The organism is Pelagicoccus sp. SDUM812002 (assembly GCF_031127835.1).
Classification (GTDB): Bacteria; Verrucomicrobiota; Verrucomicrobiia; order Opitutales; family Opitutaceae; genus Pelagicoccus.
In genome coordinates this window covers 1-25,775 of record NZ_JARXHX010000024.1, presented here as the reverse complement: position 1 = coordinate 25,775, position 25,775 = coordinate 1, and the positions used below count along the sequence as shown (strand labels likewise).

Below are 25,775 nucleotides of genomic sequence, written 5' to 3'. Positions count from 1 at the left end.
TAGATATCACTGAATGCTTGTTGAAGATAAGCGGAGACCGAGAAGACGTGCCTCTCCCGCCGTCGAGATTGGGAGTCTTACCTCGAAAATGTTTAGGTCTTGAGTCTGGTCGACCTGCTGGACCGTCAACGGATTGCTTTCCCAGTTTTTGTCTTCGGTTCTCCAAACTGGGGACGAGCTGAAGTCGGTTAGTCCATTGTAGAGAGCGTAGCGAAGCACAAGTTCGCTCCCTTCCAAACGGAACCCAAGGCCAGCCCCAGCTCGTTGTTCCGGGTAATCGAATCCAAATGCGTAGCGTTCCATGTTGGTCAATCCGGTCCCGTCGGCATCGTCCAAGGGTCCGCCAAACTCGTGATCTTCACCGTATTTGTCTGCCGACCACTGAGAGAAAAGTCGACCGAATCGCGCTTTTAGGAAGAGGTCTCGACCGACTCGAGCGGAGAGGCTTTCGGAGCGGCTTTGTCCGTAGCCATCCCATCCAATGAATACCCACCCGTCTTTAGGCGTTGCCTCGAGGAGAAACTCCTCACCGTAGAGGACTTTTCCGGAGTCGGGCAGACCGCTTATCGATCCTTGGCCACTTACCTCGATGCTGAGATTGAAAAGTCGGGGAGAAAAGGATGGGCTCACATGCGTGTCCTTGACCAATGTGACTAGAAGCGTTTCGTCTCCATGTTGCCTGTCTCCAGTCCAGCCGGAGAATTCGTATCCAAAATCTGGTATAGCAGTAAGCAGGACATTTTCCCCGAGCGGGTATTCGAGCTGGGCGGGGAAGTCTACGGAACCGTTCTCCGGGATTTCGACGGTCAGAGTGCGAGCTGGTACGATGATTGACGCTAGGCTAGATTCTATATGGAAGTCGTTGCTGGGGTTGCCATCCTCAGCGATGACCTCGCCTTCGATATGCGCGGATAGGTAGTAGTTGCCTGGGCGGATCCCACTCGGAACTGTGGTGCTGGTTTTGAAGGTTGTTGTTTTGCCAGCATCTAGCGACGAGATAGGAATGATCGTCGACCCCGAGAAGGAGAGACGTTCGGTACTATTGGTCCAGCGGTTGGGCTCCGAATTCAAGGTATAGCTGATTCGGGAGTCGCTTGGCCACATAAGATCGCTTGAGCCTGAGTTCGTTAGTTCTATTGCGATCTCGAGCGAATCACCTACAGCGTAGTCGGCGAGCGCTACGCTGGCATTGGAAATTTGTAGGTCGTCTTCTGAAAGTTCTACGAAGCAGAGGTTATCGGTATAGAAGTAGACGGAGCCCTTATGAGTGGCGCCCTTGAGCCTGTAAGGAAGGTACTTTGTCCAGCTCACGCCGTCAGTTGATTTCCAGACGGAGTCTCCAAGTAGATAGAATGCTTCATCACTAGCTAGGAGTTCGACGTATCCAGCTTCTGGTAGGGCGTGCTCGTGGAAACTTTGCCCGTCGGAGGATACTGAGATAGAAAGGTAGCCATCCGTTTGACCGGTTAGTACGGCAATGTGGCTAGCTGTGACTTCCGCGTCGATTTTGTATACTTCGCGTCCGAAGTCGGTTGTGGTCCAGCTTTGGACGTCGCTCGTGGCACGGTGTAAACTCCCGGTACCTACGATATAGGCACTTCCCTTAAATTCCAGAAGCTTCTGAAAGTAGATCAATAATTCGGGCAACTCAATCCGTGACCAATTTACACTGTCGGTCGTCCGAGCAAATGTGTATTCGTGTGTTCCAGCATCGTTGTAGCGGACCATGAGCCAAAAAGCGGTATCCCCTTCTGTATAGATCCGTTCCACGTTCGGATCTGGATCGAGCTCATACATCCACTTAGGATAGTCGATGTATGACCAGTCTTTATTGTTAGTGCTAGAGGCTAATCCGTTTTTTTGATAGCTGATATAGATCCCGTTGGCGTAGTATGACCTATGCTGGATAAGAGTCTCGGATCTTTTCCATTTCCCGTTTTCTTGGAGGCGGTAGGAGCCGTTTCGAGTCAAGGCGATCGTCTCATTTTCACCGATGATTTCTACAATATCCCTGTCGTATTCAACGCTTTCGAACGGTATACTCCCTCGTATTCCGTTTTCCGTTACGAAGCCATAGCTGATGCTCCCGTTCGTTGAAGCGATAGCAACTCCTCTCGGCGAAGCGGCGATAGTTGAGATACGATAGCTGTAGCTGCCAACATCGAGGGCAGGCCCAAATTTATTCCAAGTGATTCCGTCTTTGGATCTGGCTAGATAGTGTTTAGGTTCTCCGTTATATTCAGAAATGGTGGAGTAGTAGTAACCGTCGGGTGAGTAGGTGAGAAAGTTCTCTATATTGTCTTGGACATTAAACCATTCTTTGCCGTCTCCACTTGCTAGAACTACAGCTCTATTCGAAACTGCGAACAATAGATTGCCAATTCGTTGAAGGTCGTCGAAGGCGGAATAGTGTTCCGCGTCCACCTTGGTCCAGTTTGCGAGGTTGGCGCTCCTGTAGAGCTTGCCGTTTTGAATGCTTACGTAGGCGCTCCCGATGCGTTCTATCTTTTGAAGCCCTGTTGCATTCACCAGCGATTTGCCAGGGGAGACGTGATAAGCACCATAGGAATAGCCATTGAACACGATCGTTTCCGTCTCGTCGAAACCAGCTTGAGGTTGGAAGGCTTCCTCTTCTGAAAGTTCGTGCCAGCGCCTGCCGTCCTTGGAAATGATGGGAGTCTCTCGTGTATTGGAGATCAGTACATTGTTGCTTTGGTAAACATGGTTGGCTGAGAAGTTGCCGATGTTCAGCCAATCGATTCCATTAGTGCTGGAGAGTATGCCGTTGCCAGTGTGGCGGGCTGCAATTCCCTCGTCGGTAGCAGCGAGGTGGGTTATACTAGTAATGACAGGAGTTTGTATACCCTTCCAATCGATCCCATTCGTAGAGGTAAAGATTCGTCCTCCTGTGCTCGCTCCGTAGTATGCACCTTTCCAATACAATAGATCGTAAAACCAGAATTCACCTTCGGGAAGACTGGTGTAAATCTTCGGAGTCGTCGATACGTTAACGGTGGCAGAAGACTGATTGCCAGCTGCGTCCTTCGATCTTACTTCGATTTCCACGTTTCCTTCCTTCGTCGGAGTATAATCGAATCTACGTTCGTGAGCTTGCAGGGTTTTCCAATGTTGCCCGTCTACATAGATCTCGGTGGAGCGGAGATCTGATTCGAGCGCTTGGGCGTCGAATTCGAATGGGATCGGACTCCCTTTGCTGGCAGCTACGCGGCGAGAAGGGCTCTCTATGCTCACGTGAAGAGCTTCCGCATCAGGCGCTCCGAGCACGCCGATACCGATTTGTGTTGCGGCAAGAAGCACCTCTCCGCTGCTGGCGTATTTCGTGCGATGGCTCCAGCCGAAGGATTCAGCGGTAAAGCGCATCATTTTCCACACGGCTCCATCAGTCGACTGGAAGTAATACTCACCCCAGTAGGGAGCGATGAAATGCCCGTTTAGATAATAGCAGTCGTAGACCCAAGATTCGGAGTGATAGGGAATGCTCAACGTTCCTTTTTTGTTCCAAACCTTTCCGTCTGTGGAGGTATAGCACTGGTTCTTGTGGAATGCGATAAACATGCCTCCTCCCGCTCGAATAGTCTCGAATTCTATGAATTGTGGAAGTTTGACGAGTTCCCAGTTTATCCCATTAGTGGATCGGTATACATTTTCCCCATTGTTGATTACGAAGATGCCCGCCTGAAAAGTAACCTCCTGCTTGTTACGGAGTGTTAAACCGGAGTTATGCCAAGTCGATCCGTCCTCTGAATAGAATACACCTTGGTAGCTCAGCCCTACGAACAGGTTTTTTCCGAAGGCCAGAGATACCAAATTTTGATTGTGCTCACTCAGAGCATTGAGAGAACTGCCACTTTCGTTTTCTCCGACGTAGGTACCATTTCCATACACGAATTTTCCCCATTCAGTGTCGTAAGACTCCGTGTTTTCAAGTGCCCAATTCGTACCGTCTTTCGAGCTGTATATTTGCCCGAAGTTCGTTGCGATGAAGCGATCGTTGGCGTAGCTGAGTACCGCTTCATTCCACCAAGGTCGAGGATCGCTCCAAGCGTCCGACGATTTATATTCCGAAGCAAGAACGACCCTGTCCTTCAATGCTAAAAGGACATCTCCGCCTTTTGCCGAGATTGGAGGAGCGATCGGGTCGTATGAGTAGTGAATGTGTTTTAGCTGAACTGCAGCGTCTCCATCGATCCGGTAGAGGTAGGTGACACCTTGACGGAAGAATGGGTCGACGTCTTCATGTATTTGTCCTATGAAGTAAACCTTGTCTTCGATCGGATCGACCGCGAGGGTTCTGACGCTATCCACGGGTAGGTCGAGAGCTTTCCATGTTTCAGCGTCTGTGGAACGATAGAGTTTTTCTGATCCACCCCAGCCGTACATCCACCAGTAGCCATCTGCGAAGTGTATTCGGTACCATTCCTCCGAGGGCACCGAAACGCTTCTCCAGTTTTGACCGTCCTCGGATAGTTTCAGGTCGCCGTTGTTAGTCGCCACGAAGAGGCCGTTGCCGAAGAGAACTCTACCATTATTGTCGTAGGGAATGTGGAGACTCGGTGTCCAATTTTTGGCATCTCTGGAAACGTAGATAGCAGTATCTAGGCGAGCGAGATAGGTACCGGCTCCGTAGGCTAGGTGGCGGACCGGTTGTCCTGCGAATGCTGCAGTTGACCAACTCGCCAGATTGGAGGTTTTTTGAATTCCGTTGTCCGTGGCTGCTAGGTAGTCGCTTCCCACTTTTATTATGTGAGAGGCGTGTTGCGTTATATGTTGCCAAGCTTTTCCGTCTTTCGAAAAACTGGTCCTAGCATCTCCATAGCCGAAGAATGTATCTCCGACTGCCTCAAAGTGGTAGCCATACCCATTCTGGTGAAGTAGATTCGCGAAAGCGAAACCGTTGTATTCACTATCATCAGACACGAGTACGTAGGCGGACTTCGAGAAGCTGACGGCGTTATGTCGGGTAACGCGAAGTTGATAGAAGCCAGAGTCTTTAGCTGAAGCGTTAGGAACACGAAGGCGTGCCGCGGTTTGGGAAGGTACAGGAGTTCCGTCTTTGAACCACTGGTATTGGTCGTTCGTACTCTTATAGGCAACGATGCTCGCCAGGATGATCGTCTCTCCTTTGCGAATGGATTTGGCGGAAGGTTGTTGGACAAATGCGATATGAGAACCGAGTTTCGCTAAGGTGGCTTCCCTGGAGTAAAGGGTGTATCCAGAGATGCTGACGCGAGCTTGGTAGGTGCCCAGGTCGTTCTCAGTGACTTCTTCAATGGTTAAAGTGAGACCGGTGGCGCCGTTGATGGGAGATCCGTCTTTTAGCCACTGGATGGTAGGGGTGCCGAGGCCAAATGCCGAAACGGTGAAAGAAGTCGAATCTCCGATATTTACGAGTTGGTCGCTCGGTTGGGCGATGAGCTTAGGTTCGTTGGCAAACGCTCCTTCTAACAAGAAAGTGGAGCCGAGGGGTGACTGGGAGTCGATCGCGAAGAAGTAGTGAGCCCCAGCGGAGGCCTCGAAAAGCTGATTCGCCTGGGACAGAGGCTCGAAGATGGATTCTACCGGGGAGAGGTTACTAATCTCGGTACCTGTGAATACGCGGGCGAACATTCTGCCGGTGGCTTGGCTGAGGCTGAGGTAGAAAGGACCGTCGCTGCTAGGGGTCCATCGGAACCAGACGGTTGAACCTGCTGCTGAAATGTGAATGGGGGCCTCGTTTGCTTGCGTGGAGGCGGCGCGGTTGCTTCCGCGATGGGAAAAGGCGGCGGGGCTTAGGGAGAGAGGATTACGAAAATCGTCGTTTTGCGGAGCGATCGTGATGTCTAGGGAAAAGGGACCGTCCTCTGTGCCGACACTATCAATTTGAATGAAGTATTCAGATTCTGAATCAAAGCTTAGAGGGAGACTGACTGGAGAGCCAGGCGTATTCGATGAGGCTTTGGAGACAAAGCTCAACTGGCCCACTGCATCTCCTTGGTAGATGCTAATGCTAGCTGCGAATCCTATCGGCGTGAGGGTTGCTAGTCCGTTTTGTTCATGGCTCGGCAACCAACGGTACCAAACGGTGTGGCCTGCGTCGGACGTATCCGCCCGCGGTTCGTTTGGTTCAAGTTTCGCTTGGCTGGTGGAGCCCCTAAGCCTACCTCCGCCATACGGGATGGAGGTCGCATTTTCAAATAAGTCGTTCTCAGGAGCGTTGGATTCGCCACGAAGGGCACGTCCTATATTAAGCCGGCCACCGCTGAGGCAGGCGTTGCTAAAAGCTGGCTTCAGGTCGACTGCATCGAGGAGTCGCCCGATGATCTCAGCTGGAGAATCTGTCGGGAATTGGCTTTTCAGTAAAGCGAGAGCTCCTGCGACTTGAGGCGTGGCCATTGAAGTCCCTTCGAGGAGTTGGTAGTCCGAATCGCTCTCGATGAAGGTATTGAGGACGCGTCCCGGTGCGGCGATGTGCGCGAATTGTGTACTGAAATTTGAATACGCGCTAAGTTGGTCGTTCGAGTCTGCTGCGATGGTGACTACTTGGTTGGGAATCGTATAGCTGGCAGGATAGGTGGCTTGAGCATCGAGCGCGCTCCCTTCGTTGCCTGCCGCGGTAGCAATGAGAATTCCGTGGTCGGAAGCAGCCTTCAAGGTGTCGTGAAGGGATTGGCTGTTTTCAGATCCGCCCCAGCTGTTGTTAACAATCGCGGCGTTTTTCTCGATAGCGTAGTTCAAGCACTCGATCGCATCTGAGGTGGTGCCGAATCCAGTGGCATCGAGGAACTTCAGCGGCATAAGTTGGACGCTCCACGCGACTCCGGCGATCCCGACAGCGTTATTGCCGCGTGCTCCAGCGATCCCAGCCACATGAGTTCCGTGTCCGTTATCGTCCTCTATCGACCCGTTGCCGGATATTGCATTCAGACCGTGCAGGTCGTCTACGATCCCATTGTTGTCGTCGTCGATGCCGTTAGCGATTTCGAGCGGATTCTTCCAGAGGTTTGGGGTCAAGTCCTGGTGAGTGGCCCTGATGCCGGTGTCGAGGATCGCAATGACGATACCGGATGCATCGTGTCGAATGTCCCAAGCCTCCGGTGCATCTATGTCTGCGTCTGATGGAGTCTGGAGATTTGACTGATCGCCGAATCTAGGATCGTTCGGAGAAGTTGCCGCGGTCTGGAGGAGATAGTCTGGTTCGATGTAGCTGATAACTCTCGATGAAAGGGCGAGGGACTTGATGAGTGAGGGGAGGTTTACCAGATCGGATTCCTCAGGGAATACTATCCGCATATGGTCTAGGCTTTGGCCAATCGGAAAGCACTGTGCTCCGAAGCCGCTAGCGATTGCGACGAGCTCCGCGTAGTCCGCCTCAGGGGCGAGCCTTGCGATAAATTCGTTGGCGACAGAGAGAGTGGTGGAGAGTGGTTGCCGGGAGGCGGGGTCGTTACTGGGCAAGTACTTGGTCTCGCTCCTAAGCAATGGCTTGTGGAAGGAGGTTCTCAGGATGAGGGTCTGGACAGGAAACCCATTTATCTGCTTCTCGCTCTCTGTCACGATTTCCGTTGTGACAGAGGAAAGCCACAAGTCGCGACGTGACTTAAGAGAGGTGGCCACGGATTGAACCTCGGGTACTGAAGCAATAGGGGCCGTGCCCAATTCGGTTGAGGCGTGGTTTTGCGTTTCCGCGGGATAGACATTTTGATCTGACTCGACCTTCCTGGGGCTAGGAGGAAGGCGGAGGACGATCAGGTACGCGAGGGCGAGAAAACAAAGTGTTAGGTAAAGAGGGAGGCGAAAGTGTTTATGCACTGCAAAGCAACGTGATCCGTCAGAAGCTGTGCGAATTCGTTAGGTGTTTATGCGAAAATCGCTTCATTTGTCGAGATGAATGCGAGGGAACTTTGCGGAATGGGAAACGCTCGAAATGAATTGGACGCGGGCTGAAATGCCGCGCTACGGTGTGGGTTGTATGTGGAAATTTTGGATCGATACGGGAGGGACGTTCACAGATTGCATCGCGCTTTCGCCGGAAGGTGAAGAGCTTAGGGTTAAAACGCTGTCGTCGTCGGCTTTGAGAGGTAATGTGGTCGAAAGGATCGACGAAAAGCGATTGCGGATCGAGCTCGCGTATCCGGTTTCTGGGGATTTTTATTTAGGATACGGATTTCGCATTCTAGGTATCGAGGGCGATGCCAAGGTGGTTCGTTGGAATGTGGTTACAGGCGAGCTGACTTTGGATCGAGGGATCTCCGGCATCGAGGTGGGACAGCTCTGTGAATTGCAGTCGCCGGAAGAACCGCCGGTGTTGGCGGCACGAATTTTGACTGGGAAGCGTTTGGACGAGGCACTTCCTGAATTGGAGATGCGGTTGGCAACCACGCGGGGTACGAACGCGCTGCTGGAGTTGAAGGGGGCTAAAACTGCATTTATCGTTACAGAAGGCTTTGGCGATTTATTGCGGATCGGTAACCAGCAGCGGCCGGACTTGTTCGAGCTCGGGATCCAGAAAGCGGATCCACTACATGAGAGGGTATTTGAGGTTGCAGGTCGTATGGCGGCGGATGGTAGTGTTTTGCGGGACTTGGACGAGAGCTCGGTGCGAGAGTTTGGCCGAGAAGCACTGGCAGATGGCGTTGAGAGTTTCGCTGTGGCGTTGTTGCATAGCTATCGTAATGCGGAGCACGAAACGCGGGTAGCTCAGATTTTGCGCGAAGAGGGCGCGAAGTACGTTTCGGTTTCCAGCGAACTGAGTCCGTTTGTAAAGCTGCTGCCGCGCGCGGAAACAGCCTTGGTGGACGCATACTTAGCGCCGATCATGGACGCATACTTGGACGCGGTGGAGGTCGCGACAAAAGGAGGCTCGTCCAAGACTAGCGCCCTTCGGGTCATGACGAGTGCAGGGGGACTGGTGAGCCGAGGGAATTATCGGCCCAAGGATAGTTTGCTAAGTGGTCCGGCCGGAGGAGTGGTTGGTTCTTCGCATGCCGGAATTCAGGCGGGTGAGGGACGGAGCATCGCCTTCGATATGGGAGGTACCTCAACTGACGTATCCCGTTTTGATGGGCAGCTTGATTATCGTTTCGAACAGAAGATCGGAGCGGCTCGGGTCTTTGCTCCGAGCCTGCGGATAGAAACGGTGGCAGCGGGGGGTGGCTCGATCTGTTGGTTCGATGGAACTGCCCTGCGGGTCGGACCGCAGAGTGCGGGGGCGAATCCGGGGCCAGCGTGTTACGGAGCCGGAGGCCCTCTAGCTCTAACGGATGTGAATCTGCTATTGGGTCGTCTAGATGCATCCAGATTTGGGATACCGGTCTTCGTGGCGGCGGCGGAGGCCCGCTTGGATGCTTTGCAGAAGGAGATAAAAGCTGTAACGGGCGAGGCGATGGAGCGTGGAGCTATTTTGGAAGGCTTTCTAGCTATAGCGAATGAGACAATGGCGGAGGCGATTCGAAAGATTTCGACCGGAGAAGGCTATGATCCTGCCGACTATGCGCTTGTTGCGTTTGGCGGGGCGGGCGGTTTGCATGCTTGCTCGGTAGCATGTATCTTAGGAATGGATACGATTGTATTCCCTTCGGATGCGGGATTGCTGAGTGCAGCTGGGCTGAGGGATGCCCAGGTAGAGCAGTTTGCGGGGAGGCAGATATTACGTGCTTTAGACGCCTGTACTGACGACCTAAAGGGTTGGCTCGAGCAGTTGTCGCGTGAGGCGATGGAGGGGATGAGTACCGATGGAATAGAAGCGTCTGAGGCGCAGTTACGCGAACCGCGATTTGAACTCCGGTTTCGCGGGCAGGAATCAATTATCACCTTAGAAGGTGGGGAAGCAAGTTCGTTGGGAGAGCGTTTTGAGAAGGCCTACGAGGAGCAATTTGGGTTTTTACCTGAGGGGTTGGAGACCGAACTGGTGGCGATTCGGGTGGCTGCGGTTAGCGGGGCGAGCGAGGGAAAAGAAGAGAGCTTCGATGAAAGTGAAACAGAATCGCGAGCGGAGGGAGGTTTTTTGGATCGAGATTCTTTGATATACGGCCAGGTCCTGGCAGGACCCGTTGTGATTCAAGACTCCTACAGTACAGTTTTTGTGGATACGGGTTGGATCGCTCAAGTAGGGAGTGAGGGAACGCTTCGTCTCTCAGAGCAGGAAACCGTATCGAAAACGGCTGAGCGAGGTGATGTGGTTGATCTGGAACTTTTTACGAACCGGTTCTTGTCTATCGTGGATGAGATGGGGGCCTTGCTAGAGCGGGCAGCTTTTTCTACTAACGTAAAGGATCGAAAGGATTTTTCCTGTGCCCTTCTTGATCCGGACGGCTACCTGCTCGCGAATGCGCCGCACATACCAGTGCACTTGGGAGCACTGGGCGTATGTTTGCGAACAGTGCTAGCCAATTTGAAACTAGATCCGGGTGATGTGGTCGTAACGAACCATCCGGCTTTTGGAGGGTCCCATTTGCCAGACGTGACGCTGCTTGCTCCGGTGTATTCAGACTCTGGGGATACACTTCTTGGTTATGTAGCGAACCGCGCTCACCACGCAGAGCTAGGAGGCATCTCTCCTGGAAGCATGCCGCCCAATGCAAAGAATCTTTATGAGGAAGGCATTGTTATCACCCCACTCAAATTGGTGTCGAGAGGTAGTGTGAATTGGGAGCCTCTCCGGGAGTTATTGGCGGGAGGTCGGTACCCGAGTAGATCGATCGACGAAAATGTGGCCGACCTTTCAGCCCAGTTGGCTTCGATACGGCGTGGGCAGACTACTCTTGCTCAGCTAGCTGCGAAAGAAGGTACCGAGCGAGTTTCTCGTTTCATGTCACTTTTGAAGGAGCGGGCCGCGACCGCCTTAAGGAAGGCCTTGAGTTCCAGCGATGGAGATGGTGCTCTGCACCGGGAGAGTTTGGATAACGGAGCGGAGGTTTGCGTAAAGGTTTCGACGCAAGAGTCGGGAAATTGGTTGATCGATTTTTCGGGTAGTGCCGATGTCCAGCTTGACAATTACAATGCCACCCCAGCGATTGCTACGAGTGCGGTCATTTATGTGCTGCGACTCTTGGCTAACGTGGATGTCCCGTTGAATGAGGGTTTTTTGGATGTAGTAGATATTAGGATACCGGAAGGGATGTTAAATCCTGTCTTTGACCAGAATCCGGAAAAGTGTCCTGCAGTTGTTGCTGGGAATGTTGAGGTCAGCCAATTGGTAGTTTCAGTGTTGTTAAAGGCCTTCGGTTTAGCGGCTTGCGGCCAGTCCACTATGAACAACCTGATTTTTGGTACCAATTCGTTTGGCTACTATGAAACGATTGCGGGCGGCGAAGGAGCTTCGCCCAAACGCCCAGGAGCGAGCGGGGTACATACGCACATGACGAATACAGCGATGACCGATTCGGAAGTTATGGAATTGCGTTATCCCGTACGGGTAGAAGCGTTTTCCCTTCGCCGCAGTTCGGGGGGGTGCGGCAAGCATGCGGGAGGTGACGGTCTGGTGAAGCGTATACGCTTCTTAGATGATGTAACGCTCTCGCTATTAACGCAGCGTCGCAAGGTGGCACCTTTTGGAATGCTGGGAGGAGACGCAGGAAGGTGCGGAGAACAAGTACTCATTGATCCTTCAGGCTTGGCATCGCGGTTGCCCGGGAATGGGAGTTGGGACTTGAAAGCTGGAAGCGTTCTGGAGATGAGGACTCCCGGTGGCGGGGCTTGGGGCGCCCCGAGCTAGACGGGGTTAGGTCTTCGTTTTTTCGTTTGCTCGGTCCAGTGCCTGTTGCAGAGCAGGTATCGAGATCGGCTTCGAGATGTAGTCGTCCATTCCTTGCGCAAGGAATCGTTCTCTTTGTTCGGACATAGCGAAGGCGCTTTGAGCGATGACCCAAACGGGTAATTTTCCCGCTAGACTTTTGATGCGTCGAGTTGCCGTAACGCCATCAATTTTTGGAAGCTTCACGTCCATAAGAACGATCGGATAGCGATGGGTCTTCCATAGCTCGATTGCTTCTTCGCCGCTTTCTGCAATGTCATGTGGGTACTTCAAGTGCTTGAGGATCGCGCTTGTCACCAGCTTGTTGTTAGGTTCGTCCTCGACGAGCAGAATCCTGGCGGAGTCCTGTCGTGGCTCAGGCATGGCCTCTTCTCTCTGTTGGACTGGAGATGATCCTTTTCGGGCTTTCATCAATCCTGGTAGGTTGACTTGAAACATACTACCTGAACCGTCGAGGTTTTTATATTTTATCTCTCCGTTCAGGAGTTCGACGATCCGTTTGGAAATAGCCAGGCCTAGACCAGAGCCTTGTTGCGATTTGCTGAGGGATTCTCTTCCTTGGCGGAATGGTTCGAACAGCGATTCCTTGCAAAGATCGGGAATGCCGGGGCCCGTATCGGAAACCGTGATACAGAGAGAATTGTTATCAGCACTCGCGGTCACCACCACGGAACCCGAATCGGTAAACTTGATCGCGTTTCCGACTATATTGAACAGAACTTGTAGCAAGAGCTGCCCATCCGTTCGGATAACGCTTTCGCAAGGCGTGCGGTTTTCCAAGGTGTAGCTGAGACCTTTTTTTCTGGCGCTTGAAGCAAGCGGTAAGAGTCGTCGCTCGAGGAATGGTTCGATTTCGATTGTTTCATATTCCGGCTCGAGCGTACCGCTTTCGATCTTCGAAAGCTCGAGTATGCTGTTGATCAATTCGAGTAGGTGCGAAGAGGAGGCCAGCATCACGTCGACGAGCGGAAGCTTTGTCTCGTCGTCGATTTGCATCTTCAGAAGCTCGCAGGGCCCGACGATGGAGTTTAGAGGGGTCCTTAATTCGTGGCTCATCATAGACAGAAATTCGGACTTAGCTTTGTTCGCTTTTTCGGCTGCGATTTTAGCTCGCTTTAGCTCATCTTTCCTTTGCTCGGCATCGGTCACATCTAGAACTAGGCTGGCGACGCCCACTACTTCGCCTTTCCGGTCTACCAGAGGTGTGTTGTGCCATTCGCAAATGAGTTCCGAAGCGTCCTTGTGCACATTTTTGTTAATTGAGCGCTTTCCTCCTGTTTTCGAAACTAATTTGTCCCAAGTGAATTTCACTTTGTCATGGGCCTCCTCGGGGACGATGAAGGTTGCTTTCTTTCCGATGGCTTCCTCTCTCGTGTATCCAAAAATTTGGGTCGCCGCTTGGTTCCACTCCGTTATTCGGAAGTCTAGTCCCCATTCAATTACGCCGAGCGGCGTTTGCTCGACGTGGAGCCGCATTCGTTGGTTCTGTGCTTGCAGCTTCTCTTCGAACCATTTTCGTTCGGAAATGTCATGGGCGACGGCGTAGACGATGCTCTTTTCGGGCAAGGGTCGTGAGCTCCAGTCGAGCCAAACGTAGTGCCCGGCTTTGTGTCTAATGCGGTTTTGAAAGGAGGAGTTTGTTTGGTTTCGCTCGATCAGGGCGTCTATGAGGCTCTTGGTGGGTTCACGGTCGTCCGGGTGGATGAATTCGATAAGAGGCTTGGAAAGCAGCTCCTCTTTGGTGTAGCCGAGTGTGGCTTCGAAAGCGGGGTTTATGTCGAGGTAGTAACCTGTTTGCAGGTCCGCCACGCAGATGAGACTGATCGTGTTTTCGAAAATGGCGCGGTAGTGGGTTTCCGCCTTTTCGATTCGGTGTTCGGTATTTAGCCGTTCCTTAAGATCTCTGCAAATCGCTATGAATATGTTTCGCCCTTCGAGCTCGCGAAAAATCGTGTGCATCTCAACGGGGAAGGTATGGCCGTCTTTGCTCCGGTGTTCGGTGTGGTAGACCACGGAGCCTTGCTCCTTGAGCTTGTCGATTTTGGGAGCGAGCTCGACTTCGGAATAGGGAGCTTCGATGTCCCAGGGACCCATCTGTCGAAACTCATTCTCGGTGAAGCCGTACTTCTGGACGGCCGCCTCGTTGGAGAGGATGATTTTTCGGTCGGTGTGATCGTAGATTAAAACCGGATCGGGCAGGTTGTAAAACGCCGCTTCGAATCCGAGTCCTTCGGAGAAGGGCGATTGTCGAGATTGGGGATCGGGGCTCGGCATGCGGGCTTTGTTCGGAGGGGAAGTGTGACACCAGGCAACGCGTGCGAACGGAGGTTTAACGCACATCGTCACTTTATTTAACTGACGTCATTAAAAACTAATTGAGTTTATCAGGATTGGCAAACCGCAAATCAACCTCGCCGCTGCGCAAACATCGATTCACCTAGGTACGGAATGTAAAAGCCCGCAAAGATTCTGCTCGAATCTGTGCGGGCTGGAAACTCGGGAACCGTGATCTGATTTGTATCAGTTCTCAGGCAATTGTTGATCAGACAGTTTGCTTATCGGCCTTCTGTTCTGATTGGGAGGCAAATTTGTCGACCGATAACGCTCCGCCGCCGGATATGACTCCGATCAATGCGAGGCCGATTGTGAGCAGGTGGTATTCGACGCCTTCGCCTGCTTGGTTGCCGTACCAATTCATAAAGAAGCCATTGGTGGTATGCCCCATGAACATGGCGACTGTCATCGTAAAGCCGATACCGAAGGCAGAGATGCGGGTGAGCGCCCCGACGAATAGCGCGACGGCTCCCAGCGATTCGGCTATGATGGCTAGGAAGGCGAATACGGCGGGGATTCCAAGGTTTTCAGTAAAGTAACCCATGGTGCCGCTGAACCCGTTGCCTCCGAACCAGCCGAGTAGCTTTTGAGCCCCGTGGGGAAAGATAACGATAGCCAGAGTTAGGCGAGCTATGAGTGGAGCGACGCTGTTGGAAGTCGCTAGGATTGTTTTGATAGTTGTATTCATAAGTTGGTGATGTTTTGCCGAACGAGCCCATTGCAGGACCGTCTGGATTTGACTTTGATTCTTGTGAGGTTCGAGTTAAGCGAGGTCGAAGAGGAGGACTTGTGCGTTGGTGGTGGCTTTGATTTGGAGGCGTTCCTCTCCGCTGAGATAGGCGGCGTCGCCAGCCTCTAGGACTTTGCCGTTTAGCTCTATGCTGCCCTCTGCGAGGTGGAGCCAAGCGTGGCGATCGCTCCCGAGGCTATATCCAATCTTTTGGTCCTTTTCGAGGCGAGCGAGCGAGAGGTCGGCGTCTTGGTGGATAGCCATAGAGTCGTCTCGGCCGTCCTTACTAGCAGCGAGGTGCCAGAGACCGGTTTCCGCGTCTGCCATCTGGCGTTCGGCGTAGCGTGGTGTGACGCCGCTCTTGTCAGGCTGTATCCAGATTTGCAGGAGGTGTACCGCTTCGTCGTCAGATGGGTTGAACTCGCTGTGGAGAATTCCCGTTCCGGCAGCCATGTATTGGAAGTCGCCCGGCTTGATTACGCGACCGTTTCCCATGGAGTCCTTGTGCTCGAGCTGACCGCTGAGCACGTAGGTGATGATTTCCATGTCTTGGTGCGGGTGGGTGCCGAAGCCTTTGCCGGGCATAACGATATCGTCGTTGATCACGCGTAGGCTGCGATAGCCCATCCAGTCTGGTTCGTAGTAGCTGGCGAAGCTGAAGCTATGGTAGGATTCGAGCCAGCCGTGGTTAGCGTGGCCGCGTTCGTTGGATCTGCGTATTTGTGTCATGGATGCAGTATGCCATGGCTGGACCCGTTTTGTGAAAGACTATGATTCTTGCCTGAGCATAACTTTCGCGCATGCTCGCTGCGAATGGAGCTGAGGCATTTGAGGTATTTTATCGAGGTGGCATTGGAAGAGAATGTGACGCGTGCGGCGGAGAAGCTGCATGTATCGCAACCAGCTTTGAGTCGACAGGTTAAGGATCTGGAGGAGGAGCTCGGATTTCTGCTGCTGGAGCGTAGCGCGAAGTCGGTGGCCCTGACGGAAGCGGGGCGGGTGTTTCTGGAGGAAGCGAGTTCCGTCCTGGAACGATTGGATGAGGGGGTCGAGCGTGCACGGAGGGTAGCGGAGTCGAGTGGTGGGGAATTGCATGTTGGCTATGCACCGTCGCTAACCGTGAAGCTCTTGCCGCCGACAATTCGGGCCTTTCAAGCGAAGTTCCCGAAAGTGAAGGTGAAGCTGCACGACATGTCCTCGGAGGAGATGTTAGGCGGCTTGCGAAGCGGTACGCTGAGCTTTGCCCTAATGTTGGAGGGCAAGTCGCGTTCGGCCGGCGGTTGTCAGTTTAAGCCTTTGCGAAAGGAGGCTATTCGTTTGGCGGTTGGCCGGGGGCATGCATTTCTTGGTCGTGCCCAGGTATCGGTTGCGGATTTGAAAGGAGAGTCATTGATAGGATTCTCTAAGGAGGAGTATCCGGAGTATGGAGACATGGTGGGACGATTGCTGAAAGCGGCTAATTTGAGAAAGAAGCTTACCGAGGAGCACGAGAGCGTGAGCAGTTTGGTCGCCGCGGTGGAAGCGGGCATGGGCGTATCGGTAGTAACGGAGTCGCTCCGTTGCTTGGTTGGGGATCGAGTGCAACTGCTTGAGCTTGACCCCGCACCTGAGTCTCTAGTGGTGGGAATTGCTTGGAAGGAACGGAAGCTGACGTCAGCGGAACGGAGCTTTGTGGAATTGGCAGTTTTGGCAGCAAAGGAAGAGGGTGAGTGATTTTGAGCGAAATGAAAGTCGTGCGAGCACGAATTCCTCAAAAAAACTGTAACGTAAGTCGTCGTTGAGAGTTTGAATAGGAAACGCTATGATCTCTGACTTTCGCCTTACCTTTCGACACTTACTGAAATCGCGTGGTTTCGCTCTGGTTGCGATCCTTACGCTTGGGGTCGGTATTTGCTCGGTGACTACAATATATAGCGTGTTGCGGGCGTTGGTGCTAGAACCATTTGAATATCCGGAATCGCAGGAGCTGGCCCAAGTTTGGTCGGGAGACTATTGGCCACTTTCGCCGGCGGACTATTTGAGCCTGAAGGAGGAGAACCAGTCGTTTGAGAGCCTGGGGGTATACCAGCCAAGCTCTTTTAATGTAGGGGAGGAGAATGCGATCGCGGTGGATGGAGTGCAGGCAACGGCCGACGTGTTGGTGGCGTTTGGAGTGAATCCGCAGCGTGGGCGTTTGCTTAAGGAGGAAGACGAATTGGAAGGAGCTGAGCCGGTGGCGGTAATCAGTCATGGGCTTTGGCAGACTTATTTCGGAGCGAGGGAAGATATTGTGGGATCGACGGTTCGCTTGAGTGGAGAGAACCGGACAGTGGTTGGGGTCATGCCAGCTGGATTCGAGTTTAGCGGGCCTTGGATACGGACGCAGGACTGCAAGGTTTGGCTGCCGTTTCGGATGAGCGAGAAGAACCGCAGCGAGCGCGGCAGTCATTGGTTGTGTGGCATCGGGCGACTGAAGGATGGCGTGACAGTCGAAATGGCGGACCAAGATATAAAGGCGATCGGAAAACGTCTGAGCGAACTGTATCCAAACACTAACTTCAGCAAGAAGTTTTTAGTGCGTTCCTTGAATTTCGAAATGACGCGCGACTTGAGCAAACAAGTCTGGTTGTTGTTCGCGGCGGTAGGCTTGGTGCTGTTGGTGGCATGCTCGAATGTGGCGAGTATGCAGCTCTCGCGTGGAGCTAAGCGACAAGGAGAGTTCGCGGTGCGACTGGCTTTGGGTGCGACGCGTCGTGACTTAGTTCGTTTGGCGTTTGCGGAGAGTTTGGTTCTGGCATTGGGAGGAGCTCTGCTGGGGCTCGCTATGGCGTTTGGAGGGTTAGAAGTATTGAAGGCGATATCTCCGGCGAGCGCGGCGCGAAAGGCGGCGATGACGATCGACGGGTCGATTATGTTGTTCGTTGTGATCGCGACTTTGCTGACTGCATTGCTGGCAGGATTGCCGCCGGTCTATGCGACCTTGCGGTCGTCGCTGGCAACCGTGATACGTAACGACGGGCGGGGAGCGGTGGGGTCGGTATCGCGGAACAGGATGCTCCGCGCGCTGGTGATTGGACAGGTTGCGGTGGCGTTCATCCTGGCAAATGGGGCGGTGTTGTTTTCGGCGGGATATTTCCGGCTGCTTGATGAGAACAAACTGCTGTCTACTGAATCGGTCTTGGTGGCTCAGGTGACGCTACAGGGGGAGCGTTATAGAGAGAACGAGGATCGGGTGAAGTTTTGGGATCTGCTGGAAGAGCGACTGAGCGGCTTGCCCGGAGTGAGAGAAGCCGCGATTTCTTCCAAGTTGCCGCTCAATGGAGGGAGTAACACGAATGGCTTGGTTAACGATGAAGTTTACGATCCCAGCCAGCAGCGGATAAGCATCGAGCGGAGTTCGGTGACAGAGGGATATTTCGAGGCGATGGGTTTGCAGCTGCAGCAAGGGCGGGGACTACGGCCTGAGGACGATATGGCGGAGGACGGCCAGTTGGGAGTCGTGGTGAACCGCGCTATGGTTGAAAAAGCTTGGCCGGACGAGAATCCCCTGGGTCAGGTTATTCGAGCTAATATGCCGAGCGATCCATGGTACACGGCGACGGTGGTCGGCGTGGTAGAAGACGTGAAGCAGTGGAGCGCCAGCGCTGAAGTACAACCGGAGATGTACACGACGCCTCCGGGGCATTGGGGAAGTCGGATTTACCTCGTTTTACGAGCAAGCAAAGGTGCTCAGGTCCAGGCTGAGAATTTGCGGGCAACGGTGGCAGGTCTCGATTCGGAGTTGGCTCTCGAGCGAATCCGAACAATGCGTCAGGTCGTGGACGACTCGACCCAAGGAGAGAGAGCGTTAGCCGGACTGGTGAACGCTTTCATGGGAATCGCCCTAGGTTTAGTGGCGGTGGGGCTTTATGGGACCCTGTCATATAACACGCTGCAGCGGACGCGTGAAATCGGAGTTAGGCGAGCCCTGGGTGCTTTGGAACGCGACATAGGAATATTGGTGTTTCGTCAGGGAACAATTTGGGTTTCAATCGGGCTGGTGATAGGCGTGGGTGGAATATACAGCCTGACGACTGTCTTGAATTCTATGGTACACGGGATGGAAGGTCTGTCTGGGGGCGTGTTGGCATTGTCTGGCGGAGTTGTATTAGCGGCTGCATTGAGCTCTTGTTGGTTGCCGGCTAGACGAGCTTCCAAACTGGATCCCTTGGAGGCTTTGCGGCGTTAAGGTTCGTGTGCCGGCTGGCTGCTTTTTGTGTAACCTTGCGGCGGCAGCGCAGTTTGCTAACAAAAGGACGTAGCAAGTGGACGCATTTGAAGCAGAGCAACTGATGGTGGCGGTGAGGGGTGGCGAGCTAGATAAGCTCGGGACTTTGTTCGAGCAGTATCACGCCCACCTAATCGGTTTTTTTAGGAAGAGTGGGTATGCTCTTCCGGTGAGCGAAGATTTGGCTCAGGAGACATTTTGGAGGGTGATGAAGTACCGTAGCAGTTACGACTCGCAACGATCGTTTCGGGCGTGGTTGTTCAAGATAGCGAGGAATGCTATGTATGATGAATCGAGGAAAAGCAGTCGAAGGGGAGAGTTGATCCATTCGGCAATGGAAAGTGGAGTGGTTCAGCTTTCCGTTGAAGGCAGACAGGTTTCGGCAGCGATCGAGGGTGAGGAGCGAAAGCTGCTGTTGCAGTCGGCTCTATCGCGCTTACCTGCGGAAAAGCGGGATTTGATCGTGATGTGTCGCTTCGAGGAGCTGCCTCAGGTGGAGGTGGCGGAAGTGTTTGGCTGCAGCGTCGGAGCGTTGAAGGTACGCCTGTTTCGGGCCCTGCAGGATTTGAAAAAGGAATTTGTAGAGATAGGAGGAGAAGCTGCGTTATGAGCGAGAAGGATAGGGAACGATTTATCGACGGCCTGGATTTGAGCGGTAACGGCCGCAGCGTGAAGGACGGGCAGAATCAGGAAGAGCGTGAGCTTGCGTTGCTCTGGGACGAGCTTGGGGAATTAGGAACTCAACCTGTGAGCGATACCGCGCTTGTATCCAATTTTAGGGACAAGTTGGAAGCGTACACGAGGGGATTGAGCGAAGGGAAACGTGTAGGCGGAAACGATACAGCCATGCGTAAAAGCGAAAGTCAGCTTGTATCGTTTTTCCGGTACTGCGCGGTGGCAGGCACAGCGGCTGTACTGGCACTGACGAGCTTCATCGCGTACCAGCAATATGATCGCAACGAGAGGCTCGAGGGCGAGCTGAATCGTTCTCGGGAATCGTTGGCTTTGGCCTTGTTGGAACAGGGATCAGCTGCCAAGCGACTCGCTGGATTGACGGCTGCTAGCCAAGTGATTTCGCCAAGCGACCAGCTGCGGGATTCGATGGTACGTACTTTTGATTCGGATACGAATTTAAATGTGCGGCTAGCTGCAGTTTCGGCATTGACGGCGCTGCCGCGAGAGAAGGCTCTTGCTCTGTTATTGGAGCGGATGGAGAACGAGTCGTCGCCGCTTGTGCAATATGAAATATTGAACAAGGTATTGGAGCTCGTGGATGATGGAAGCGAATCGAGAGTGATGGCTCGCTTGAACGAGTTGTCCCTAGAGCCACGTGTACGCTCAGCCTTGGTGAAACGGGACGAAAAAATTTAAGGGAGGAATGAGAAATTGAATACAAGTGGAATGGGATCTTTTAGAAAAGTAGTTGCCGGTTTTATCGCGTTGGCCGCGGGATTGTCGTGTATGGCGGAGCCGGTTGAAATTCCGATCACGTCAGGGCATACGGATGTGGAACTGACCAAAGGGACCGCGATTCTGGTAACGGTGGTAGTTGAAGATATGGACTTGAGGATTGTGGGAGACGACTGTCTTAACGTGATCTTGGATATCGAGAAATTTGAATACGATGGGCGTGGCCATCGGAAGCCTCACATTTTTTTGGACGAAGACGAGAAATTGCTGTCAGTGTACTTGGGGCGACATGTTGAAGGAAAGCGGCTGACACTGACGGTGCCGAGGGAAGTCTCCGTAAAAGCTCGCGGGCAGGATAGTAGTGCGGAAATTGAATTCATCGACGGAGAGATCGAAATCAACACAGTGGATGGGGATATCGTGCTAAAGGGTCTTAAAGGTGGAATTGTAGCTAATACGGTTGATGGAGATATCAGTATACAGATGTCGAATACGGGTATGAAGAATCCGATTTCGCTGGCGACTGTCGATGGTGAGGTTTTTGTGGAAACGCAGGTGGAGATCGATGCAGACCTATTCGCGTCTTCCATTGATGGGGCCCTGAAGACGGAACTGCCTATTCAAGTAAAAGTCGGCGGTTTTCGCTCGAATTGGGGCGGGGTCAACGTTCAGACGAAACTAGGAAAAGGGGGAGCTCTCTTGTCGCTGCGAACGATCGATGGCGACATCGTGATCAAGGGCGGCAAAGCTGCCGAGCAAACCGCTGCCGAGGCGGAAGACTAAGACGGAGGTTAACTCTTTTCGCAGGGTCGATTTTGGAAGTCGACAAGCGGGACGGGAAGAAGCAATGGATTCGCTCAAAAGATTGTATGGCAAATCGAATTTTGCCCAGCCCCAGCGAATCGACTGGTCTGCTGGCCCACCTGTTTCTTGCGTTGAAAGACTCCAAGCGTACGCGAGTGAAGGAGTTGCTGCGAAGCGGGCTCGTGCACGTGAACGGAGCTTCCGTTACGCGACATGACGCGTTGGTCGATCGCGGAGACAGGATCGAGATACGGGCCGAGCGGGTGGCGCCTAAGAGGATCTTACCCTTTGAGGTATTGTTTGAGGACGCCTACCTGCTGGCGATCGTGAAGCCGAATGGTTTGTTGACGGTTCCAAGTAAGCATGAGCGGACGCGTAATGTCTTGAGCTTAGTAAATGCGGCTTTGAAGGCGACGCGGGAGCGGGCTTACATCGTGCACCGCTTGGATCTCTACACTTCAGGCGTATTGGTTCTGGTGAAGAGCGAGGAGCACCAATCGAAGGTGATGAAGCATTGGGCGTCGGCGAAAAAGGTGTATCATGCATTGGTTGAGGGAACACCTCAGAGGGCTAGCGGTAACTTGACGCACTTCTTGCGGGAAGACGAACGGCTTGTCATGCATGCCTCGGCGACGGAAGCGAAAGGAAGCGTGAAAGCCGAGCTGAGTTACAAGGTCTTAACGACGCGGGGTGAGAACAGCCTGGTGAGTGTGCAGCTGAAAACCGGGAAAAAGAACCAGATTCGCGCTCAGCTGGCTGCGATCGGGAATCCAGTGGCAGGGGACGTCAAGTATGGCGCGAGGACCAATCCCCTCGGAAGACTCGCTCTACACGCATCACAACTATGGATACCGCATCCAAAAACAGGAGTCATGATTGAGTTCAAAGCACCGCTGCCCCGTGGAATGGAAGTTTAGATTCCGGTTCGGATGGATTTATTCGGCTCTGATTAGGTTATTTGTATGAGTTTGGTTGAGGTGTTTTCGCCTCCTGATTTGAAAGGGCCGTCAAAAACCAGTTTGAAGCGGTGCAACGGCTTACGTCGGATTTAGTTCCAGACGATGGGTGGAGGAATGAACCTAGAGCGGGCACCGTATTCTCCGCAATAGATCTGAATGCTAACGCTCAATGAAACTCACTTCTAAAATTCTCACTGGTGGCTCGTTACTCGTCGGCCTTGTCGTTGCAACCTCTTTGGCAGTCATGTATCGTTCGATCGAAAGCCAAGGGCTGGACATGGGGAGGGATCGTATGAAGTCGATTCTGCGCCAGGCCGTAGCAGTCAAAGAGCACATGGCGGGGCTGGTGGAAAGTCGGGCGTATGACCGTGAAAAGTTGGTGGGTGAGCTGAAGGAACAGAGCGATTTCCGAAAGACGACTTATTACCGGACGATTCCTGTGGTGGCCTCCTGGCAAACGATCGAAGACATCGCTGAAGAAGAGGGATTCAGCCTTCGTACGCCGAAGTTCGACGCGCGAAACCCAGATAATGAGCCAACGGATGCTGAGGCCAAGATTCTGCGATACTTCGAAGAGACGAGTGGTAAGGAGTATTTCGAGAACGACAAGGATAACGGCGTCATGGTTTACGCGAGTCCAGTGGTGCTCGAGCAGAGTTGCCTTTTCTGCCACGGCGATCCTAGCACGAGTCTCTCGGGCGACGGTAAGGACGTGCTAGGCTTTGACATCGAAGGTTGGAAAGAAGGCGAAGTGCACGGAGCATTCATTCTCAAGTCCAGCACGGCACCTATTTACGATGCGGTGCTTGCAAGTTTTGGGGACGTGCTGATCTGGATCCTGCCAATGTGCCTGATCTTTGGATACGTAGCCTTCAGGGTCTTGCGCTATCGAGTGGTTCAACCAATTGAAAAGGCGATTTCTGAGATAGCCGATTCTACTCGGGCAGCAGTGGGAGCTTCCGGCGAAGTGACGGATTCCAGCGTTACCTTGGCTGAAGGCGCATCTCGCCAAGCGTCCGCTCTTGAGCAGACGAACGCCTCTATCGTAGAGATCTCCAGCGCGATCCAGCTAAACCTTTCGAACATGAACGAAGCGGTAGGTGTTGCTCAACAAACGCGCGATGGGACAGACAAAGTGTTCGAGCGAATGCAAGAGTTGCGTGGTGCCATGGGAAGCATTGCCGAATCGGGCGCTGAAATTTCCAACATCATAAAGACGATTGAGGAGGTTGCCTTTCAGACGAACATCCTGGCCTTGAATGCGGCTGTCGAAGCAGCGCGAGCGGGTGAAGCCGGAGCCGGTTTCTCGGTGGTAGCCGACGAAGTGCGCCAGCTAGCAATGCGAGCCTCCTCTGCGGCGAAGGACTCTTCTACGCGAATCCAGCGTTCGGTAGAGGCCAGCTCGAGAGGCGACCAGATTTCAATGGCTGTGAATACAGATTTGGAATCGATACGAACGCAGGTTCATAACATCGACGATCTCTTGGAGGAATTGCAGAAGAGTTCCACTCGGCAGTCGATGGGTATCGAACAAGTGAGTACAGCGATATCGGATATTGATGGTGTTACCCAGCGGTCGGCTTCCAGTAGCGAGGAGCTTGCAGCTGCTTCAGTTGAAATGTCTGGACAAGTTTCTACTTTGGAACGTGCCATTAATTCCCTAAGAAGCGTAGTAAATGGCGAGCATAGCGATGTTGTCAGTGCCTCCAGCTCGGAAGCATCAAAGCCTGAAAAAGGTGACAGTCAGCGTCCAACCACTCCATCTCGGAATAATGAGGAGAGTTCGGTCACTTCCTTATGGAATTAGAGGAAAGCTTCTAAAGGCTTGTGAGCTTTTTAAACTTGCTGGCTTGGCGTCGTGAAATTTCGACTTCCGTACCGCAAGACAGTGTTAGCTTCAGGCCACCGGAGAACCAAGGTTCTATGCTCTGGATGGCCTTAAGGTTGATGATTTGCTGGCGGTTTGCTCGAAAGAAGGAGAGTGGATCGAGGCGCATCTCTAGCTGATTGAGCGTTTTCGGAATCATCGGAGTCTGATCCGAAAAATGGATACGGGTGTAACTGCCGTCGATCTCGAAGAGTCTGATGTTGGAGAGCTTCACGAACCAACAGCGCTCGCCATCTTTTACGAATACTTGGGATGAAAAGGCGAGGGGCGTTGCGTCAGAGGAAGGCGTGGACTCCACCCGCGCGCTTGCCGTTACTTTCTCGATGGCGGCCGTGAGGCGATCTTTTTGGATCGGCTTTTGCAGGTAGTCGAGGGCGTTGTAGTCGAAGGCCTTGAGGGCGTATTGATCGTAGGCGGTTGTGAAGACAACGGCTGGCGCCTCGTCGAGCGACTCCAGAAGCTCGAAACCATCTTTGCCTGGAATTTGGATATCTAGGAAAAGCAGTTCAGGCTTAAGGCTGTCGATGAGTTCGAGAGCTTGTTCGGCGTTTTCGGCTTCGCCAACGAGATCTATTTCAGGAAACGCCTCGAGTAGGTGCTTGAGCTCTTGGCGAGCGAGGCGGGAGTCTTCGACGATTAAGCAGCGCATGTGGGGTAGCGAGTCTTGTAACGGGAGTATTGAGTTTCTGGATTCACTACTCCCGCACGGCAATTCGTCGGCTGACTTTGCCTTACTTTTTTAGTTCGGGTAGGACTGTGCGATCGTTGATTTCTTCGCCATCCAGTTCGCGTAGCCAGATGTTGCGAAAGGATACGAGGTCGCCGTGGTCTTGCAGGGAGATGGGGAGCTTGACGGGGTGGGCAGAATACTCGGGAAGGCCGCGGAAGGTAGTAGGGCCAAAGAGTTCTGCGTCGAGTTGGGTGAGTACGCCGTTGATGAAGGTGGTGATGCGAGCGGGGGACTTGAGGGAGCCGTCGTCGTTGAACCGAGGCGCGATGTAGACGATATCGTACGTGGACCATTCACCGGGTTTACGCGCGGGGTTGGCGAGAGGTGGGTATTGCTTGTATATGGAACCCAGTTGGCCGTTGGCGTAGGTCTCGTTTTGGTAGGAGTCGAGGATTTGGGTCTCGTAACGTCCGTCGCCGAAAAAGAGACCGCTGTTGCCCCGTCCTTGACCGTCGCTTTCGACTCCAGCGGGCGAACGGAATTCGAGATGGAGTTGCACGTCCCCGAAGGAATCCTTGGTGCGGATGCCATTGCTGGTTTTGGGCTTTTGCTTGGAGACAGTAAAGCTTCCATCGGCGATGGTCCAAGGTTCGCCTTCGGGGTTGGAATATTCCCATGCTTCGAGATCGCTGCCGTCAAAGAGTACGATCGCATCCGAAGGGATTCCGTTTACGGGGGATGTTACGACCGGAACCTTAGGTTCCCACTGTTCGGTAAGCTGTGGTTCAGGGAGCTCTTCCTGGTCTTGTGCGGTGCAGGATGCCCCTAGAGCGAGGCTCAGGGTGGCGATTAGGGCGGGGGCTATTTTGTACATAGGTCTTTGAAGTCGCAGGTCTTTATCGTTTTTTCAAGGAATTTGCTAGGCGGTTCGGGGTAATTCGATACGAGCCGAAACCATGCCGTCGGCCTCGCTGAGAAGGAG

At 53.2% G+C, this 25,775-nt stretch carries 14 protein-coding genes; 8 read left to right on the top strand and 6 right to left on the bottom strand.

Going from position 1 to position 25,775, the window contains the following annotated elements:
* Window positions 1-6: 6 nt before the first annotated feature.
* Complete coding sequence (locus QEH53_RS21335; protein ID WP_309025256.1) at window positions 7-7,614, bottom strand: S8 family serine peptidase; 7,608 nt, start codon at window positions 7,612-7,614, stop codon at window positions 7-9.
* Between the two features lie 274 nt (window positions 7,615-7,888).
* Here QEH53_RS21335 and QEH53_RS21330 point away from each other — a divergent pair, with 274 nt between their 5' ends.
* Window positions 7,889-11,713, top strand: coding sequence for a hydantoinase B/oxoprolinase family protein (locus tag QEH53_RS21330; protein WP_309025255.1), 3,825 nt, complete (start codon window positions 7,889-7,891; stop codon window positions 11,711-11,713).
* 6 nt (window positions 11,714-11,719) lie between these two features.
* Here the strand turns inward: QEH53_RS21330 and QEH53_RS21325 are convergent, their stop codons facing one another.
* The 3 genes from QEH53_RS21325 to QEH53_RS21315 form a co-directional block, all read right to left on the bottom strand.
* Window positions 11,720-14,026: a PAS domain S-box protein gene (locus QEH53_RS21325; protein ID WP_309025254.1), complete on the bottom strand. Its 2,307-nt coding sequence runs from the start codon at window positions 14,024-14,026 to the stop codon at window positions 11,720-11,722.
* A 268-nt stretch (window positions 14,027-14,294) separates the two neighbouring features.
* Entirely contained in the window at window positions 14,295-14,774 is a 480-nt protein-coding gene (locus QEH53_RS21320) for a DoxX family protein (protein ID WP_309025253.1), read from the bottom strand.
* A gap of 75 nt (window positions 14,775-14,849) precedes the next feature.
* On the bottom strand, window positions 14,850-15,545 hold the full coding sequence (locus tag QEH53_RS21315) for a pirin family protein (protein ID WP_309025252.1): 696 nt from the start codon (window positions 15,543-15,545) through the stop codon (window positions 14,850-14,852).
* Window positions 15,546-15,593: 48 nt separating this feature from the next.
* On the opposite strand from QEH53_RS21315, the gene QEH53_RS21310 reads away from it, so the two are divergent.
* The 7 genes from QEH53_RS21310 (at window position 15,594) to QEH53_RS21280 (ending at window position 24,042) form a co-directional block, all read left to right on the top strand.
* Complete coding sequence (locus QEH53_RS21310; protein WP_309025251.1) at window positions 15,594-16,529, top strand: LysR substrate-binding domain-containing protein; 936 nt, start codon at window positions 15,594-15,596, stop codon at window positions 16,527-16,529.
* Window positions 16,530-16,617: 88 nt separating this feature from the next.
* Entirely contained in the window at window positions 16,618-19,023 is a 2,406-nt protein-coding gene (locus QEH53_RS21305) for an ABC transporter permease (RefSeq protein ID WP_309025250.1), read from the top strand.
* 76 nt (window positions 19,024-19,099) lie between these two features.
* On the top strand, window positions 19,100-19,672 hold the full coding sequence (locus QEH53_RS21300; RefSeq protein ID WP_309025249.1) for an RNA polymerase sigma factor: 573 nt from the start codon (window positions 19,100-19,102) through the stop codon (window positions 19,670-19,672).
* The gene (locus QEH53_RS21295) at window positions 19,669-20,433 is read left to right on the top strand and encodes a hypothetical protein (RefSeq protein ID WP_309025248.1); all 765 of its coding nucleotides are present in this window, start codon (window positions 19,669-19,671) and stop codon (window positions 20,431-20,433) included. The genes QEH53_RS21300 and QEH53_RS21295 overlap by 4 nt, the downstream gene beginning before the upstream one ends.
* A gap of 30 nt (window positions 20,434-20,463) precedes the next feature.
* Entirely contained in the window at window positions 20,464-21,255 is a 792-nt protein-coding gene (locus QEH53_RS21290) for a DUF4097 family beta strand repeat-containing protein (RefSeq protein WP_309025247.1), read from the top strand.
* A gap of 86 nt (window positions 21,256-21,341) precedes the next feature.
* Window positions 21,342-22,193, top strand: coding sequence for an RluA family pseudouridine synthase (locus tag QEH53_RS21285; RefSeq protein ID WP_309025246.1), 852 nt, complete (start codon window positions 21,342-21,344; stop codon window positions 22,191-22,193).
* 211 nt (window positions 22,194-22,404) lie between these two features.
* Window positions 22,405-24,042, top strand: a complete 1,638-nt coding sequence (locus QEH53_RS21280; RefSeq protein ID WP_309025245.1) for a methyl-accepting chemotaxis protein — start codon at window positions 22,405-22,407, stop codon at window positions 24,040-24,042.
* A gap of 10 nt (window positions 24,043-24,052) precedes the next feature.
* On the opposite strand, the gene QEH53_RS21275 is transcribed toward QEH53_RS21280, so the two are convergent.
* Both QEH53_RS21275 and QEH53_RS21270 read right to left on the bottom strand, forming a co-directional pair.
* Window positions 24,053-24,772, bottom strand: a complete 720-nt coding sequence (locus QEH53_RS21275; protein ID WP_309025244.1) for a LytTR family DNA-binding domain-containing protein — start codon at window positions 24,770-24,772, stop codon at window positions 24,053-24,055.
* Window positions 24,773-24,854: 82 nt separating this feature from the next.
* Window positions 24,855-25,667, bottom strand: coding sequence for a DUF1080 domain-containing protein (locus QEH53_RS21270; RefSeq protein WP_309025243.1), 813 nt, complete (start codon window positions 25,665-25,667; stop codon window positions 24,855-24,857).
* Between the last annotated feature and the right edge of the window lie 108 nt (window positions 25,668-25,775).